Origin of the sequence: Arenibacter echinorum, assembly GCF_003259375.1 — a bacterium.
GTDB classification, from domain to species: Bacteria; Bacteroidota; Bacteroidia; order Flavobacteriales; family Flavobacteriaceae; genus Arenibacter; species Arenibacter echinorum.
Map to the genome: position 1 here is coordinate 450,112 of NZ_QLLN01000003.1, position 18,526 is coordinate 468,637.

Genomic DNA, 18,526 nt, shown 5'->3' on the forward strand with positions numbered 1-18,526 from the left:
TAATCAACCCCGAGACTGATCGGGACATAAAATCGAGTTTAAAAAATGGCAAATTACTTTAATACACTATCATTAAGGGAACAACTTACTCAATTAGGGAAATGTAGATTTATGGAATCTACGGAATTTTCTGATGGTGTATCCGCTTTAAAAGGGAAGAAAATTGTAATCGTAGGTTGTGGTGCACAAGGACTTAACCAAGGTCTGAATATGCGCGATTCGGGATTGGACATTTCATACACTCTAAGGGGTGCAGCAATAAAGGAAAAAAGACAGTCTTTTATAAACGCAAGTGAAAATGGCTTTAAGGTAGGGACTTACGAGGAACTTATCCCAACGGCCGATGTAGTTATCAACCTAACTCCAGACAAACAGCACACCAGTGTGGTTTCTGCAGTTATGCCCTTAATGAAAAAAGGAGCTACATTATCCTACTCACACGGTTTTAATATTGTGGAGGAAGGAATGCAGATCCGTGAGGACCTAACCGTTATTATGGTGGCGCCAAAATGCCCAGGATCGGAAGTACGTGAAGAATATAAAAGAGGTTTTGGTGTACCTACCCTTATTGCAGTACACCCCAACAACGACCCTCAAGATAAAGGTTTGGCCCAGGCAAAAGCCTATGCAGTTGCCACTGGCGGACATAAGGCCGGTGTTCTGGAGTCTTCTTTTGTTGCCGAAGTAAAATCCGATTTAATGGGAGAACAGACCATACTTTGTGGCTTGTTGCAAACCGGTTCTATTCTTTGTTTTAATAAAATGATTGAAAAAGGAATTGACGCAGGATATGCTTCCAAGTTAATTCAGTACGGATGGGAAACCATAACAGAAGGTCTTAAATATGGAGGTATCACCCATATGATGGATCGTTTGTCCAACCCTGCTAAGATCAAGGCTTTTGAACTATCGGAAGAATTAAAGGATATAATGCGTCCTCTTTTCCATAAGCATATGGACGATATCATGAGCGGACATTTTTCAAAAACTATGATGGAAGACTGGGCCAATGATGATAAAAATCTATTGACCTGGAGAGCAGCAACCGGAGAGACCGCTTTCGAAAAAACTCCTGCTGGATCTGTAAAAATTTCTGAACAGGAATTTTATGATCACGGAGTGCTAATGGTAGCTATGGTAAGAGCAGGTGTGGAATTGGCTTTTGAGTCCATGACCGAATCCGGAATTATTGCCGAATCTGCTTACTACGAGTCGCTACATGAAACTCCATTGATCGCCAATACCATTGCTAGAAAAAAATTGTTTGAAATGAACAGGGTTATATCCGATACAGCTGAATACGGTTGCTATTTGTTTGATCATGCTTGTAAGCCGTTATTGGCAGATTTCATGAAAACCATAGATACGGATGTCATTGGAAAACATTTTGCCGACCAAAAACATCTAAGTGTGGATAATGCAAAACTAATTGCTGTAAACAAAGCTTTACGTGAGCATCCTGTAGAGATTGTAGGAGCAAGGTTGCGTGCATCCATGACGGCTATGAAACCTATAGTATAATTATAATTAACTAATTATGAGGCCTGCCGAGTTTATTACTGGGCAGGCCTTTGTTTATATACCTATTAATGGAACCATATTTTCCCAAAATAAAGGACATCCGGAAGGCTGCCGAAACCATTAGGCAGGTAGCGGATATTACCCCGTTGATGCAGAGCATCAGGTATTCCAAGACCTATGATGCCAATATTCTTTTAAAAAGGGAAGATTTACATAGGGTAAGAAGTTATAAAATAAGGGGGGCGTTCAACAAGATCAGCTCCCTAACCAAAGAAGAAACGGTGAACGGGGTCGTATGTGCCAGCGCCGGAAACCACGCCCAAGGTGTTGCTTTTGCCTGTAATCACTTAGGAATAAAAGGTACCATATATATGCCATCGGTGACCCCTAAACAAAAGGTTGAACAAACAAAATTATTTGGAGGGGATTGGGTAACCGTGGTTCTTGAAGGAGATACCTTTGATGATTCTTCTGATGCGGCCAAAAAATTCTGTGCTGCTGAAAAAAAGACCTATATCCATCCTTTTGATGACCCCAAAATAATTGAGGGGCAGGCAACGGTTGGTTTGGAAATACTGGAACAGACGAAAAAACCAATAGACTATATCTTTGTGGCTGTTGGTGGAGGCGGATTGGCCTCGGGTCTCTGTGCCGTATTCAAGACATTATCGCCACAAACAAAAATTATTGGTGTGGAACCGAAAGGAGCCCCATCTATGAAAACTTCTATAGAAAAGGGAGTCAACACCGAATTGGAACATATAGACAAATTTATTGACGGCGCGGCCGTAAAACGAGTAGGAAACCTTACGTTTAATATATGCAAGGACTGCCTCTACGATATGGTAACCGTTCCGGAAGGCAAGGTTTGCCAGACCATTTTGGATCTTTACAATAGGGACGCCATTGTTGTGGAACCGGCCGGAGCCCTCACAATCACTGTTTTGGACGATTTTAAAGAAGAAATAAAAGGCAAAAATGTAGTCTGCATTGTAAGCGGGAGTAACAACGATATTACACGTACGGCCGAGATAAAGGAACGTGCCTTGCTATACGGCAAATTAAAGCATTATTTTATTATACGCTTTCCTCAAAGACCGGGTGCATTGAAGGAATTCGTTGTGGATATTTTAGGTCCAACGGATGATATTACCCATTTTGAATATTCAAAAAAATCGAGTCGGGAGAATGCTCCAGCCGTTGTGGGAATTGAATTAAAAAGTCCAGATGATTTGGCTCCCCTAATTAAAAGGATGAAGGATAACAATTTTTTTGGCGACTACATTAACGATAAGCCGGATTTGTTTCAGTATTTAATTTAATAACATTTGTGGTAATTTTTATGATATTGCAAAATGCGAAATCCTTTTCGTGACTTTCCTTCAAATATTCTATCAGATTTATAGGGAATTAAAATTATCGTTTTATTAATTTAGTGGTCTGATAGTTTAATTTCAATAGTTTCATTTTTCAATACAAAATCACTTATGGGCAAATCGGGCATACCTTCAGAATACATTATAAACGAGGTTATTCATCAAAGAACTTATCTTATCAATGGTGAATTAAAGGCTTGGGAGGGAAAAACCTCCGAGGTGTACTCCACCATATCCAGCACAGAAAAATACGCACCAACATTATTGGGCAGTATTCCGGACATGGAGGAAAAGGAAGCCATGGAAGCTCTTGATGCCGCCCTGCAGGCCTATAACAAAGGTAAGGGCATCTGGCCTACCATGAGGGTCAAGGAACGCATAGACTGCATGGAGATTTTTGTAAAGAAAATGCAGACCAAGAGGGATGAGATTGTGAAACTTCTGATGTGGGAAATTGGAAAATCGCTTCCGGACTCCCAGAAGGAGTTCGACAGAACCGTAGAGTATATTAACGATACCATTGAGGATTACAAGCAACTTGACCGGGATAACGCCAAATTTGAAAAGAATGACGGTGTTTATGCACATATTAGAAGGGGACCTCTTGGGGTCGTACTCTGTTTAGGCCCTTACAACTATCCTTTGAACGAAACTTTCGCCTTGCTAATTCCTGCTATAATAATGGGGAATACCACCATTTTTAAGCCAGCGAAGCACGGTGTATTATTGATCACGCCATTGCTGGAGGCTTTTCAATCCAGTTTCCCAAAAGGTGTAGTGAATATTGTATTTGGCAGGGGAAGGGCAGTAGCCGCCCCAATAATGAAGACAGGGAAAGTAGATGTCTTGGCCTTGATTGGCAATAGTAAATCGGCAAATGCCCTACAAAACCAACACCCTAAAAGCAACAGACTGCGTTTAGTACTTGGATTAGAAGCCAAAAATCCGGCCATAATACTACCGGACGCAGATTTGGATTTAACCATAGACGAATGCATTGCCGGTACATTGTCCTTTAACGGACAACGTTGCACCGCGCTAAAAATAATCTATGTACACGAGGATATCGCGAGCGAATTTAATAAACGATTTTCCGAAAGGGTAGATGCCCTAAAATTTGGAAACCCATGGGAAGACGGCGTTAAGTTAACTCCTTTGCCCGAACCAGGTAAGCCTGCCTATATACAGGAATTGATAGATGACGCCAGGGAAAAAGGTGCCAAGATTTTGAATAAAAAAGGGGGCACACATTCCGACAATTATATTTGGCCAGCGGTACTATATCCCGTTAACAAAGAAATGCGGGTCTATCAGGAAGAGCAATTTGGTCCGGTAATTCCAATCGTGACCTTTAAGGATATTGAAGAACCTTTGGACGATATGGCCGAATCCAATTATGGACAACAGGTAAGTTTGTTCGGAAAGGATGTATACGCCATAGCTCCGTTAATAGATACCTTGGTGAACTTGGTATGTAGGGTAAACCTTAATAGCTCATGTCAACGTGGCCCGGATGTTTATCCATTTACAGGGCGAAAGGATTCTGCCCAAGCTACCCTAAGTGTCTATGATGCATTACGTTCCTTCTCTATAAGGACCTTTGTGGCCTTTAAGGACAACGAACTTAATAATGAAACCGTAGAACAGTTGTTGGAATCCAAACTGTCCAATTTTATTAGTACCGACTATATTCTATAGCCCATATTTATTTTAGGATCCTGAAAATTTACTGAAAATTAAAGCCCAACTGGATATTTATCCCGTGGGCTTTAATTTTTTAATTTTATATCTGGACAGATGACTACTGAATATACTTTTGCTGCAGAATGGATGTCAATGTTTTGAATAATTCCGTTGGATTAAAAGGTTTGCATATAAGACCATCTATTCCGTATTCCCCTAACTGGTTCTTAATATCCATTCCAGTGGAAGCTGAAAGTGCATAGATGGGCATTACCTTGTTGAGTGGATTATTTGATTCCCTAATTGCCTTGCTGGCCTCAAAACCATTCATTACAGGCATTTGAAGGTCCATCAAAATCATATCATAGGTGTTTTCCATGGCCTTATTAAGGGCTATTAGTCCATTTTCAGCTATATCAAAATCTACCTGCCATTTGGAGAGAAATTTTTCAATGACCATAATGTTCACCTTATTATCCTCGGCCACAAGAATTCTGGCCCCTTTTAGATTATCCTGATCATGAATTGACTTGGCATCAAAGGTATCCATATCCTCCTGATAATCAGTCATGCTGCTCTTTTGTAGTCTTAGCTTAAAACTAAAGGTGGATCCTATTCCTACTTGGCTCTCCAATTTTAAATCGCTGTCCATAATTTCCAACAATCGCTTACAGATGGCCAGACCTAAGCCTGTACCTCCATACTTTCTTGTGGTATCGGAATTGGCTTGTGCAAATGAAAGAAATATTTTGTCCTTTTTATCTTCAGGAATTCCAATTCCCGTATCGGCTATTACAAATTCCAAAACGTAGAAATCCTCCTCTACCTCCAGTACTTCTATATCTACCATAACCTTACCTTCTTCTGTAAACTTAATGGCGTTGCTAACTAGATTGGTCAGAATTTGTGATAATCTGGTACTATCCCCGATAAATGTTTTGGGGAGGGAGGTGTCTTTCTTGATAAGCAACCTAATGTCCTTTTCTTTTGCCGTATTGTGGAATATACTCCGCAAACCGTTAAGCACCTGATTTAAACTAAAATCCCTTTCTTCCAATTCCAATTGTCCAGAGGCAATTTTGTTAAAATCCAAAATATCATTTACCAAACACAGTAAATGTTCCGAGGAGTGCTTCAAAGTACTTAGGTTTTCCAACTGCTCCGGTTTAGGATTTTCCAACAGAAGCAAGTGGCTTATACCTATGACTGCGTTCAACGGAGTTCTTATCTCATGGGACATAGTGGTCAAAAACTCGTCCTTGGCCTTATTGGCCATAGATTCCTTTTCCTTTGCCTCAATTAGAGCCAATTCCGTTTCTTTTACTTTGCTGATATCCACTATAGCACCAATATAACCTTCAATATTTCCGTCTTCGGACATAATGACCTTCAAGGAAAAATCCAACCATTTATATTCCCCGGTAATAATTTGGGACTTAAACGATTTGCTTATAGTTTTAAAATTGGGCGTTTTAAGGTCGATAAGATTTCTGAAATCGTTTCCTTGGTCATCTTTTAAGAATTGAAAGTAGGGTTTCCCTAAACAATTTTTAACCTTATAACCTGTCAACTTTCTCCAAGCAGGGTTCAGATAAGACCAATTGCCATTCAGATCCATTTCAAAAATAACATCCTTGATGTTTCCAGCTACTTTGGACAATTGCCCGGAAATAGATTCCACACTGTTTTTTAACTGCTGGTTGGTCTGGAACAACTCTTGCGAACTTTTCTCCAAAACATTCTCCACCTGTTCCAAATCACAATCATAAGCCTTATATGCTTCATCCACTTGATGCAATAAGGGGGCGATAAGATCCAGAGTACCATCGTCCAAATCTATCTTTTTTAACTGTCTTTTGAGTAGTCTATGGTAATTATTGATCATTCAGAAAATGTTGTTATCGTCATTGTTTGATTGTGCAGTGTACATGGCGAAAACTTATCAAAGGGAGCAATTTCCCCGTACGAATAGAAGCCCGTGGTATAGATATCATTGCCAAATACTTCATTTACTGCTTCTACTTCTTCCTCCACCAACTGTTTCATGACCAATCTCCGTCCTACACAGCTTATCAAGAAAGCCAATTGATGTTGATCTTCTGTACTATTCTTGGCAGTTATTGCCGATTGTTCAGCTCCTCCAATAATTCTATCAATATTGGCCTTCATCAATCTTACATAGGAACCTTGGGGAATGTTTCCCGCAAATGTGAGACTTCCATTTTTTTCATCTACGGACAAAATAGTCCTTACCACTGGTATTTGGTTATCCTCATCCCTCATGCTCAAAGGAAACAATAGACCCGAACCTGGCAAATCCTTTGCCATGTCTCCCAAAAATGATTTATAAAGCTCCAATGCCGGTTGCCCGTCCAATTCATAGAGCACATTATTGGTAGATTTCGTTACCAATCTTTCAATACCAAAACTGTCCCAACCTCCCTTGGATGCAAATCCTATACTTAGCTCCGGGCCATATAAACCTAGGGCCACAATCTTTTTGGAAGCAACTTTATTCCCGGAAATGACAAAGGTATTCTCAAAGTTCGAGCAATCCCCGGCCAAACCACCGGTGATACTTACAGACTTATCCAAATCGGCATGCAGCCCCTTTACCAGTTCTGCCCCATTTACAATAAGTCCATCGCTTAGCACGAAAATATGTCTCAAATCTGGCCCCTTAAGTTTGGCACTAATAGCCTTCCCTGCTTCAAAACTATCCAGGCTGCAGGAAATAAGATCAACTTCCTCGATTCTCAGTTTGGTCTTTTCAAACTTAACGGCCGTCAAGGCAATTGTTGAATCCAATACCTCATTGCCCAAGATTTCTCCGGCAGTGGAACATCCTATTAAATTAGTATTTTCAAATTTGCGTGCCAGTTTGCTTACAAATTCTTCCGTACCTATAAAGGTAGGAGATGCGAAGAGGAAAAATACATCAGGAACGAAATCCAAATCCAAATGATCAAGGTCCTCAAGATGAAGTATTTTATGCTGATATATTTTCATGAAACTAATTTTTGTAAGAAAAAACCTTCTTTTATATATGGTATCAACGTTCAATATTCATAAATCGTATAGATCTTGAAATTTAAAAGGGGATACCACTAGGCCTATGCATTTGTGATTTAATGCCAAAAATTCCCTTACCCTCAAAGTACCATTTAGTCCATTTGGCTTGTATTGATAAAACATTTAGACCCAAGACGCTGTAAATAAGTCGCACTCAACAAGTATTAAATGTTTCCTAAAAAAACGCGAAAACTACTATAAACACGCACAATTCGGGTAAAGAGTATTACTTTTGCCACTTTTTTACAGGATATAAATGAATATAAATAGGATAATTATCCATAGCAATACGAAAATACCTTGTAGTAATATTGTACCTGTATTAATGTCTTAAATAATAGTATTATGAGTATGGACAAATCGAATAAAAAAGCGCTGCTTGCCCTAGGGGTAGGAGGCTTTGGTATAGGGATGACCGAGTTTGTAATAATGGGTATTCTTCCGGACGTGGCCAATTCTCTTCAAATAAGCATACCTCAAGCGGGTCATTTTATATCGGCCTATGCCTTGGGGGTGGTAATAGGTGCCCCCACTTTAACGGCTTTGAGCGGAAAGTGGCCAGCACATAAAGTGTTGTTATATCTTATGATATGGTTTACGGTTTTCAACACCCTTTCAGCATTTTCAACGGACTATGCTACTTTAATGGTTGCCAGATTCTTGTCTGGATTGCCACATGGAGCATTTTTTGGAATTGGTGCGGTAGTGGCAGGAAAGTTGGCTAAAGAAGGAAAAGCAGCCCAGGCCATTGCCACCATGTTTGCGGGACTTACCATAGCCAACGTAATAGGCGTACCAATTGGTACTTACCTAGGGCATCATTACAACTGGAACTTATCGTTTTTATTGGTGGGTATTGTTGGTATTGTTGCAATGGTAAGTATTTACCTTTGGATCCCAAAAATGGAAAAATCCTCATCTGAGGGATTCTTCAAAGATTTGAAGGTTTTTAAAAGAGTGGAAATTTGGCTCCTCATTTTACTTACCACAATCGGGACAGGGGGATTCTTTGCCTGGTATAGCTATATTGCCCCTTTGTTGACCAACGTATCGGGACATTCTGAAAGCATGGTGAGTTATGCCATGATTTTGGCTGGTTTAGGGATGGTGTTCGGTAATTTTATTGGCGCTAAAATGGCAGAGATATTTAGCCCGCTGAAAGCAGTTATCATTAGCTTGTCCTTAATGGTAATGGTACTGCTGATAAACTTCTTAGTGGCCGCAAATCCAGTAGCGATATTAATTTTAACCTTCATTATAGGAATTGTTTCCTTTATGGTAGGAACACCAATTCAATTGGCCATTATAAAGGCATCCAAGGGATCTGAGATGTTAGGATCTTCCATGAATCAGAGTGCCTTCAATATGGGCAATGCCTCTGGAGCGTTCTTTGCCGGATTGCCTATAGCCATGGGATTTGGATTTACCTCCGCAAGTTTGGTTGGGGCCCTAATGGCCGGTACCGGGATAACCATTGCTGTATTGATCTTGGTGTTTTCTAAAAATAGAGCCGTCAGTACCAAACGTAAAATGGCGTTCAACTCTTAATCAAAGAAATCAAGAAAAAATCTGTTTAAAATAAAAATCCCTAATAATGGCAGTCATTATTGGGGATTTTTTTATGCGATTAATTGATATCTTTTACTACAAATATTAAACTACTGGTTGGGAATTAATTGTTTCAAACTGACCAACCTGCCTATTTCTATCTTTTAAGCTTCCACCAAACCAAGTCCGGTGAGTTTGGATGGCCCTATTCAAAATAAATTCATAGACATCTGTTAACCTCTTATTGCTTAAGACATTAAATCATAAACAATAGTATTAACCACTAAATATTTTGATTATGAAAGCAAAACTTATTTTTGGCATTTTGATCCTTGGGCTATTCTTTTTCGGCTGCGACAAGGATAATGTCTTAGAGGTCATAGATGAACCCACCGCTATAGACCCTATTGAAAAGACCGAACCAGGATTCCTATCCCTTAAGACCACTGTAAAAGAGATTGTCCAAATTACTACTGGAAAGCCCCCGCTGGAAGATGTTCTAGCAGAAATGAGGATATATATTAGTGATGGATTTCAACAAATATATAATCGTCCATACAATGAATCCCCTGAAACTATTGATTTGCCTGCCGGTTTTTATAATCTTCTAATAGCTGGTTATGGTTCTTACTCCGAGTTTGATACTCGATTTGATAATGGGAGATATGGCTATTATAATTCCAGCGTATTTATTAGTTCAGGAGCAATTACTACGATAAACGCCAATCTGGCTTTGTTGGATATGGCAGCTACCATTACTATTTCGACGGAAGTGGCCAATTCCTACCCTGATATTGAGGTAGATGTAAGGAAATGGACCAATATTAATGGAGGTTATGAAAACGTGGCAATGACCTGGACTACGGCTCAGAGCGGACAAACTGGCTATTTTTCAACCTGGTATGGGGATTGGATTATGGGTACTTTGGGAGATCTCGGTGGGGATTTGGAAATTTCCATTACTGCCACCAATAGTTCAGGTTTGCTGGTCAATGCTTCAAAATGGTATATGGGCATAAGTGCGAACGAGCAGTATAACATTTCAATAGAGCAAAATGAAATTACGACCGGATTAAATCTATTAGTCACTTTGGATGATGAAGTGATCATTGAAGACATTATTATTTTTCCAAATTAACACTTACAATTTTCTATAGAAGCAATAAAGCCCCTTTTTCGAGGGGCTTTATAATACTTATGTAACAAATTTTAGATATTCTTGGCCAACCAATCGCCAACTTCACTGGTCTTATAAGATTTTCCACCTTCGGAAAGATCTTCCGTAACATAACCTTCTGCGAGCGATTTGTTTACGACATCACGAATGGCCTGTGCCTCTTCCTTCAAGTCAAAATCTTCGAACATCATGGCAGCTGATAGTACCGTGGCCAATGGATTCGCAATATCCTTTCCTGCAGCCTGTGGATATGAACCATGAATAGGCTCATATAATCTGACTTTGCTTCCAACGGAAGCCGACGGCATTAACCCCATAGACCCAGATATTACTGACGCCTCGTCCGTTAAAATATCCCCAAAAAGATTTTCAGTAATTATTACATCATACCCTTTTGGCCATTGCACTAATCTCATTGCCACTGCATCAACAAATTCATAGGAAACGGTTACTTCTGGGTAATCCTTTTCCATTGCTTGAACTGTTTCACGCCATAGACGTGAAGATTCCAAAACATTTGCCTTATCAACACAACAAAGTCTTTTGGATCGAGTCATGGCCATTTCAAAACCTTTTTTGGCCAAACGTTGTATTTCGGCACGGGTATAGGTCATAGTGTCAAAGGCAGTATTCCCATTATCCTTACGCCCACGTTCTCCAAAATACACGCCGCCCGTTAATTCTCTGAGAATAATTAAATCCGTTCCTTCTATACGCTCACGTTTTAAGGGGGATTTATCTATAAGCGAAGGGAAAGTAAAAGTAGGTCTCACATTGGCAAACAAACCCAATTTTTGTCTCATTTTCAACAATCCTTGTTCCGGACGAACCTTAGCAGAGGGGTCATTGTCGAATCTTGGATGCCCTATGGCGCCAAACAAAACAGCATCCGCTGCCTCACAAACGGCATGGGTTTCATCTGGATAAGGTTCACCAACCGCATCAATTGCCGCAGCACCAGTTAAGGCCGGAGTCCAATTAATCTCATGATTGTATTTTTTGGCAATTGCGTTTGATACTTTTACCGCTTGATCAATTACTTCAGGACCTATTCCATCTCCTGCTAAAAGGGCAATTTTTAATTTCATTTATTCTTGCTTTTTGCCATTCGTTTTGCGTCTGGCATGGTTATAATTGTTTGTGTTTTTCCTAGATTATGTTCAACATTTTCTCGGTCGCTTTTATGGCTGAGACAGTTTGATCGGAATCCAAGCCTCTGGATATAAATTCCTTGTCACTCCATTTCCAGGTAATAATGGTTTCGCAGAGTGCATCGGAATTACTACCTGGCGGAATTCGCACTGCGTAATCCACCAATGTGGGCAATTCCATTTTTTTGGATTTGTATACTTTTCTCAAAGCATTCATAAAGGCATCGTATTGTCCGTCACCCTGAGCGTGTTCCTCTATTAGCTCACCATTAATTTCGAGGGCTAGGGTAGTGGAGGGCTTTAAGCCTTTGGAATGTGTAAGTACGTACGATTTAACAAATACCTTTTGCTGATAGGTATCACTATCCAAAACATCGGAAATAATATAGGGCAGGTCCTCCTTGGTTACCTTTTCCTTTTTATCTCCCAACTCAATAATACGGGCCGTAACCTTTTTTAATTCATCGTCATTGAGCGTTAGGCCCAGCTCCTGTAAGTTCTTTTGAATATTGGCCTTTCCCGAGGTTTTACCTAATGCATATTTACGTTTTCTACCAAATCGTTCAGGCATTAAATCGTTAAAGTACAAATTCTTTTTGCTGTCCCCATCTGCATGGATTCCAGCAGTTTGAGTAAAAACATTGTCACCAACGATCGGCTTATTGGCAGGAATTCCAAATCCAGTAAAGGCAGATACCAGCTTGCTCACCTTATAAAGGGAAGATTCGTTCACCGTGACCTCTATTTCGGGCATAAAATCGTTGATTACCGCAATGGCACTTGCCATAGGGGCGTTACCTGCTCTTTCACCCATACCGTTTACGGTTAAGTGAAGCCCATGGCAACCTGCTTTTATCGCCTCCATTACATTGGAAACACTTAGATCATAATCGTTATGTCCATGAAAATCGAAATGCATCTTGGGGTAACGTTGTACTATTTCCGATATAAATTGGTGTGTTTCGGTATAGGTCAGAATTCCCAATGTATCCGGCAACAGAACCCTTTTGATAGGTTGTGTGGACAGGAAATCTATAAATTGGAACACGTATTCCTTTGAATTTCGCATTCCATTGCTCCAGTCCTCCAAATATACATTGGTAGAAATGCCTTCCTTGGCCGCTTCGGCAATTGCATTTTCTATTTCCTTAAAATGTTGTTGCGGAGTTTTTTTAAGTTGGTGCGTTAGGTGGTTCATAGAACCTTTAGTTAAAAGATTCTGGACCTTGGCACCGGATTTTTTCATCCAATCGATAGAAACACCCCCATCCACAAAAGTCAGAACTTCAACACGGTTTATATACCCTTTGGTATTGGCCCATTCGGTAATCTGTTGTACCGCAGAAAGTTCTCCTTCCGATACCCGGGCGGAAGCTACTTCAATTCTATCCACATTCAACTCATCCAACAATAACTTAGCCAAGGTAAGTTTTTCGGATGCCGAAAAGGACACCCCTGAGGTCTGTTCCCCATCCCGAAGGGTGGTGTCCATTATTTCAATTATTCTTCGTTTCATTTATGCAGAACTAGTAACCGTATCTCTATTGTCCAATAACTTAAAAAGCAGTAAAATGTCCTTGCAGCCCATTAAGATGAAAAAAAACCTCCACTCAAGATTAAGGTACATTTAATGCAACGCCATATTTTACAATGGAGTATCTTCGGCAAATTCCCTAATATTCTCCTTTATATTCAAAAGATAATCAATATCGTCGAAGCCGTTAAGCATATTATCTTTTTTGTAATGATTGATGTCAAAACTTTCGGATTCGCCAGTAGTTGTCAATGTAATGGTCTGTTCCGGTAAATTCACCACCAATTCTGCTTTGGGATCCGCATAGATGGCCTCAAATATTTTTTCTAAAAACGGAGCACTCACCTGAACTGGCAATACCCCAATGTTTAAACAGTTGTTCTTAAAAATATCTGCAAAAAAACTGGAAACCACACACCTAAATCCGTAATCGTAAACTGCCCAAGCGGCATGTTCTCTAGAAGAACCGGATCCAAAGTTTTTTCCCCCCACCAATATTTTACCACTGAAGGTAGGATTGTTTAAAACAAAATCCTCTTTGGGACTATTATCGGGATTGTAGCGCCAATCCCTGAACAAATTGTCCCCAAAACCTTTACGTTCGGTCGCCTTAAGAAAACGGGCAGGTATTATTTGATCTGTATCCACATTTTCAATAGGAAGCGGAACTGCTGTTGTTTTAAGTATATTAAATTTATCGTATGCCATCTTATTTAAACTTAGGTGCTCAGCGCCCAGCGCTAAACGAAAATTAAACTTTATTTTATCACAAAATTATAATGACCTGAATAAAACCCTCCGGAAGCTATAATTTATAAGGAATGCTTTAGGTTTTGCCAAAAATGTATTGAGGTTTTAAACCAATTCCTCGTGCATCAACTCCCTTGGATCGGTTACCTTTCCGGTTACGGCTGCTGCAGCTGCCACCAACGGACTTGCCAAAAGTGTTCTTGACCCGGGACCTTGTCTACCTTCAAAATTTCTATTCGAGGTACTAACGGCATATTTCCCAGCAGGAACCTTATCATCGTTCATGGCCAAACATGCAGAGCATCCTGGTTCACGTAACTCAAAACCAGCTTCGTGCAAAATGTCCAAAATTCCTTCTTCCTTAATTGCGGATTCCACTTTATGGGATCCAGGCACTAACCAAGCCGTAACATTATCGGCTTTTTTTCTGCCCTTAACTATGGAAGCAAAGGCTCTAAAGTCTTCAATACGGCCATTGGTACAGCTTCCCAAAAACACAAAATCGATTGGCTTTCCAATCATATTATCGCCCTCATTGAAGGCCATATATTGCAGTGATTTTTTATACGTGGCAACACCACCCTCCACAGATTCAGCCGTTGGAATACCATTGGAAATTCCGATACCCATCCCTGGATTGGTTCCATAGGTAATCATAGGTTCTATATCGGCAGCATCAAAAGTTATTTCTTTGTCAAAAGTGGCACCTTCATCCGTTTTAAGAGTATTCCAATATTCCATGGCCTTGTCCCAATCAGCACCTACAGGAGTAAATTCCCGTCCTTTGATATATTCAAAAGTCTTTTCGTCCGGGGCGATCATCCCTCCACGGGCACCCATTTCAATACTTAGATTACAGACGGTCATCCTACCTTCCATGGTCATGTTCCTAAAAACATCACCTGCATACTCCACAAAGTATCCCGTTGCACCTGAGGTCGTCAATTTGGAAATAATATATAAGGCCACATCTTTTGGGGTAACGCCCTTACTAAGTTTTCCATTTACATTGATACGCATAGATTTAGCCTTCTGCTGCATAATACACTGGGTAGCCAATACCATTTCCACTTCGGAAGTTCCAATACCAAATGCAATAGCTCCGAATGCGCCATGGGTAGACGTATGCGAATCACCACATACAATGGTAGCGCCAGGTTGGGTAATTCCGTATTCCGGACCTACCACGTGCACAATTCCATTTTTTTCATGCCCAAGTCCCCAATATGAAATACCGTGAGCATTGGAGTTTTCCTCCAACGCCTTTAGCTGATTGGCAGAAAGCGGATCTTTAACCGGCAAATGCTGGTTAATGGTAGGAGTATTATGATCCGCAGTAGCAAATGTACGCCCTGGATACATTACTGGAATACCCCTACTTTTTATACCTAGAAATGCTACCGGACTAGTAACTTCATGAACCATGTGACGGTCTATGAACAGGACATCCGGCCCATTTTCAATCTTATGAACAACATGGGAATCCCATACTTTATCAAATAACGTTTTCTTCATTTTATAGGGTTATAATTTATGATCTTAAATAAATATTAGTAACGAGGCACTTTGCCTACTTTTTTACTAGCATGCAAAATTAAGACTATCTTGTAAATCATTGAAATTAATATAGGAATAATTACGATGTTCAACATAAAAGTTGCCGATTGTTTGGAATATAACCCATTCTTTTTTCGATATGGCATTTAGCCCACTATCTTACATTTGGGTACAATAATTTAGAGTAGGGCAGGAGCACAAAAGCACCCAATTATTTAGAACAAAAAAAAGGTGGACAAACTAGTTGAATCACCTTTTTAAAATGTACTTATTAGTGTTTTTTTACCTAGTAGCTTTATCCACTTTTAGACGGGCATCCCTATTGGCTATTTCCCATGCAGTAAGAAAAACCAGTCTGGTTCTGTTTTCCAATAGGTCATAATTTATTTTGTCCGGTGTATCTCCAGGTTGGTGATAGTCGGCGTGAGTTCCATTAAAGTAGAATATGATAGGAATATTATTTTTTGCAAAATTGTAATGATCACTTCTGTAGTAGAAACGGTTGGGATCATTTTCATCGTTAAAAGTGTAGTCCAATTCAATATTCATATATTTCTTGTTGACCTCCTCCGATAGATTATGAAGTTCCGTACTCAACTTATCCGAACCAATTAAATAAATATAATTCCTTTCCCCCTTACGGTTCGGGTCTATTCTCCCTATCATATCAATATTTAAATCGGCCACCGTTTGGGACAAAGGAAAAATAGGGTCGTGATCAGCGTAATATTTTGATCCCAACAGTCCTTTTTCCTCTCCTGTAACATGAAGAAAAACGACAGATCTTTTTGGACCATAACCTTCATCAGCTGCCTTTTTAAATGCCTCCGCAATCTCCAAAAGTCCAACGGTTCCAGAGCCATCGTCGTCAGCGCCATTATAAATTTCTCCCTCATTGTTTACTCCAACGTGATCGAGATGGGCTGAAATTATAACATACTCATCAGGTTTTTCCGAACCTTTAATTACGGCTACTACATTCTCGGATTCCACATCTTTACTATCACTTTGAATATTCAGGATCAATTTGGTGGAAACGTTTTTTGAAGTATTTTCAGATTTAATATTGGGAAGAATAGCATTTGCTACATCGGCATCAATAAAAAAGCTGTAAAAATCATCTTGGACTTCATCTTTTAAGCCCATACTGCCGCTCTCGCTACCTTGCATAAAATTAAACCTATTTTTAAAGCGACCGAAGTTGGCTGGATCAAAATACATTACCCCAATGGCACCTTTGCTCGCGGCCAATTCCATTCTTTTTCCAATAGATTCTGACATATTGCTCCAAACAGACGCCTCCTTGGAGCCTGAAAGTGTATAGGTTCCGTCAGCGTTTATAGGCTCCCCAGCTTTCATCAAAACTAATTTTCCCTTTACATCCAAGCCGGCATAATCCGAGTAATCCTCTTCTTCAATACCATAGTTTACATATACTATATTATCATAACTACCCGTGGCAGCTGTAAATGTCAATAATCCTTCTCCATTTTGGTATTCCTTCCCATTTATGGTAACAGCTCCCTTAGGCAATTTACTTATGACCAATGGAACATTTTGAAAGTAATTCCCATCGGTCTGGGCAGCAGGAATGCCGAGCTCAACATATTCCGACTTAAGATATTCAACCGCCAATTTTTGTCCCGGTTCTCCGGTATCCCGACCTTCAAATTCGTCTGAAGCGTACGTATAGAGATGTTCCTTTAATTCGGCTTCTGTAATGGTTTGGGCATAAACCATGGGGTCTATACTGGATTTTACTGGTTCAATTTGCTGGGAAATGGTTTTTTGCGATGAGTTGCAGGCCAAGGAAAGTCCTAACGCAACAAACAGTATCTTTTTCATTCAGTTATTTTTAATTAATTCAGAATTTTCCAAAAATAGGGAAATCTTAAAGAAAGAATCTTTATATTTTTATAAAACTATTTGGACTTTTATCGTTGGTGTTCCATAAGCAGCAGAAAAACCAAAAATTAATGACTTTGATCAAGACCCGTTAGCATTCCATTTATTTTGGATTATGTAATACCCTCATGGTTATTTGAGCTGTTTTTCCCAAATGAAGGCCCAATCAGTTAATATTCTCTCAAATTCGGCTAATATTTCTCTATTTTAAGGTTTGTGGTTGTATTAAATTTGTAATTCATTATAAAAATCATTGTTATGCAAATAAAATGGGAAGGCGTAATGCCAGCAGTTACCACCAAATTCACAAAAGAGGACACCTTGGACCTCGAAATGTTCGAACTTAATATTCAAGCTCAGCTGGAAGCTGGGGTCAGCGCTATTATCCTGGGCGGTACCCTAGGGGAAGCCAGCACCCTAACAGATGATGAAAAGAAGATATTGATCCAAGAGACTGTGAGAATTGTTAATGGTAAAATCCCCGTAATCATAAACATAGCTGAACAAACCACCAAGGGTGCCATAGAAGCAGCTTATAAAGCCAAAAAATATGGAGCTAGTGGTTTAATGATGCTTCCTCCTATGCGCTATAAGGCGAATGATTTTGAAACGGTAACCTACTTTAAAGAAGTAGCCAAGAGCACAGATTTACCTATAATGATATACAATAATCCTGTAGATTACGGTATAGAAGTGACTTTGGATATGTTCGAAGAATTATTGACCATGCCCAACATACTAGCCGTAAAGGAATCTACCAGAGACATATCGAACATCACACGAATTAAAAATAGGTTTGGCGACCGTTTGAAGGTGTTGACAGGCGTTGACACTTTAGGATTGGAAAGCGTACTTATGGGAGCGGACGGCTGGGTAGCCGGCCTGGTCTGTGCCTTTCCTGCAGAAACAGTAGCCATATATAGCTTGGCAAAAGCTGGAAGAATTCAGGAAGCATTGGCTATTTACAGATGGTTTTTACCTTTATTGGAACTGGACATCAACCCCCAGTTGGTACAAAATATAAAATTGGCCGAAGTAGCTACCGGTATTGGAACAGAGCTAGTTAGAGCCCCAAGACTACCTCTACAAGGAGAGGAAAGAAAAAGGGTCTTGAAAATTATTGAAGAAGGGATGAAGACAAGGCCAACCCTTCCTGAGTATAAACCAGAACTGGTTTAACCTAATTATAACATAAATAACCTTCTAAAGTGTTACTTTAGTCAAGGAAATCCAAGCTCATTAGAGCTTATAA

General features: G+C 39.8%; 13 protein-coding genes. 6 read left to right on the plus strand and 7 right to left on the minus strand.

Annotation, left to right across the window (positions count from 1 at the left end; all coding sequences use genetic code 11):
• Positions 1–45 precede the first annotated feature (45 nt).
• From ilvC to LV92_RS09050, 3 genes are all read left to right on the plus strand, one after another.
• Complete coding sequence (ilvC, locus tag LV92_RS09040; protein WP_111623318.1) at positions 46–1,521, plus strand: ketol-acid reductoisomerase; 1,476 nt, start codon at positions 46–48, stop codon at positions 1,519–1,521.
• A 68-nt stretch (positions 1,522–1,589) separates the two neighbouring features.
• Positions 1,590–2,843 (plus strand): threonine ammonia-lyase IlvA, encoded by a 1,254-nt coding sequence (ilvA, locus tag LV92_RS09045; RefSeq protein ID WP_111623319.1) that lies wholly within the window; start codon positions 1,590–1,592, stop codon positions 2,841–2,843.
• 165 nt (positions 2,844–3,008) lie between these two features.
• Positions 3,009–4,595 carry an NADP-dependent glyceraldehyde-3-phosphate dehydrogenase gene (locus LV92_RS09050; RefSeq protein ID WP_111623320.1) on the plus strand — a complete coding sequence of 529 codons (1,587 nt, stop codon included), beginning with the start codon at positions 3,009–3,011 and terminating at the stop codon, positions 4,593–4,595.
• A gap of 103 nt (positions 4,596–4,698) precedes the next feature.
• Here LV92_RS09050 and LV92_RS09055 read toward each other — a convergent pair whose 3' ends face one another.
• Entirely contained in the window at positions 4,699–6,465 is a 1,767-nt protein-coding gene (locus LV92_RS09055; RefSeq protein WP_111623321.1) for a PAS domain-containing hybrid sensor histidine kinase/response regulator, read from the minus strand.
• Positions 6,462–7,589 carry an FIST signal transduction protein gene (locus LV92_RS09060; RefSeq protein WP_111623322.1) on the minus strand — a complete coding sequence of 376 codons (1,128 nt, stop codon included), beginning with the start codon at positions 7,587–7,589 and terminating at the stop codon, positions 6,462–6,464. The genes LV92_RS09055 and LV92_RS09060 overlap by 4 nt, the downstream gene beginning before the upstream one ends.
• Before the next feature lie 414 nt (positions 7,590–8,003).
• On the opposite strand from LV92_RS09060, the gene LV92_RS09065 reads away from it, so the two are divergent.
• Entirely contained in the window at positions 8,004–9,200 is a 1,197-nt protein-coding gene (locus tag LV92_RS09065) for an MFS transporter (protein WP_146613535.1), read from the plus strand.
• Positions 9,201–9,498: 298 nt separating this feature from the next.
• Positions 9,499–10,338, plus strand: a complete 840-nt coding sequence (locus LV92_RS09070; protein WP_111623324.1) for a DUF4493 domain-containing protein — start codon at positions 9,499–9,501, stop codon at positions 10,336–10,338.
• A gap of 71 nt (positions 10,339–10,409) precedes the next feature.
• Here LV92_RS09070 and leuB read toward each other — a convergent pair whose 3' ends face one another.
• From leuB to LV92_RS09095, 5 genes are all read right to left on the minus strand, one after another.
• On the minus strand, positions 10,410–11,465 hold the full coding sequence (gene leuB / locus LV92_RS09075; RefSeq protein WP_111623325.1) for a 3-isopropylmalate dehydrogenase: 1,056 nt from the start codon (positions 11,463–11,465) through the stop codon (positions 10,410–10,412).
• Positions 11,466–11,526: 61 nt separating this feature from the next.
• Positions 11,527–13,044 carry an alpha-isopropylmalate synthase regulatory domain-containing protein gene (locus LV92_RS09080; protein ID WP_111623326.1) on the minus strand — a complete coding sequence of 506 codons (1,518 nt, stop codon included), beginning with the start codon at positions 13,042–13,044 and terminating at the stop codon, positions 11,527–11,529.
• A 129-nt stretch (positions 13,045–13,173) separates the two neighbouring features.
• The gene (gene leuD / locus LV92_RS09085; RefSeq protein ID WP_111623327.1) at positions 13,174–13,770 is read right to left on the minus strand and encodes a 3-isopropylmalate dehydratase small subunit; all 597 of its coding nucleotides are present in this window, start codon (positions 13,768–13,770) and stop codon (positions 13,174–13,176) included.
• A 147-nt stretch (positions 13,771–13,917) separates the two neighbouring features.
• Positions 13,918–15,327, minus strand: coding sequence for a 3-isopropylmalate dehydratase large subunit (gene leuC / locus LV92_RS09090; RefSeq protein ID WP_111623328.1), 1,410 nt, complete (start codon positions 15,325–15,327; stop codon positions 13,918–13,920).
• A 324-nt stretch (positions 15,328–15,651) separates the two neighbouring features.
• Positions 15,652–17,214 carry a M28 family metallopeptidase gene (locus LV92_RS09095; RefSeq protein WP_111623329.1) on the minus strand — a complete coding sequence of 521 codons (1,563 nt, stop codon included), beginning with the start codon at positions 17,212–17,214 and terminating at the stop codon, positions 15,652–15,654.
• A gap of 318 nt (positions 17,215–17,532) precedes the next feature.
• Between LV92_RS09095 and LV92_RS09100 the strand changes: the two genes are divergently transcribed.
• Positions 17,533–18,453: a dihydrodipicolinate synthase family protein gene (locus LV92_RS09100; RefSeq protein ID WP_111623330.1), complete on the plus strand. Its 921-nt coding sequence runs from the start codon at positions 17,533–17,535 to the stop codon at positions 18,451–18,453.
• Positions 18,454–18,526: the final 73 nt, after the last annotated feature.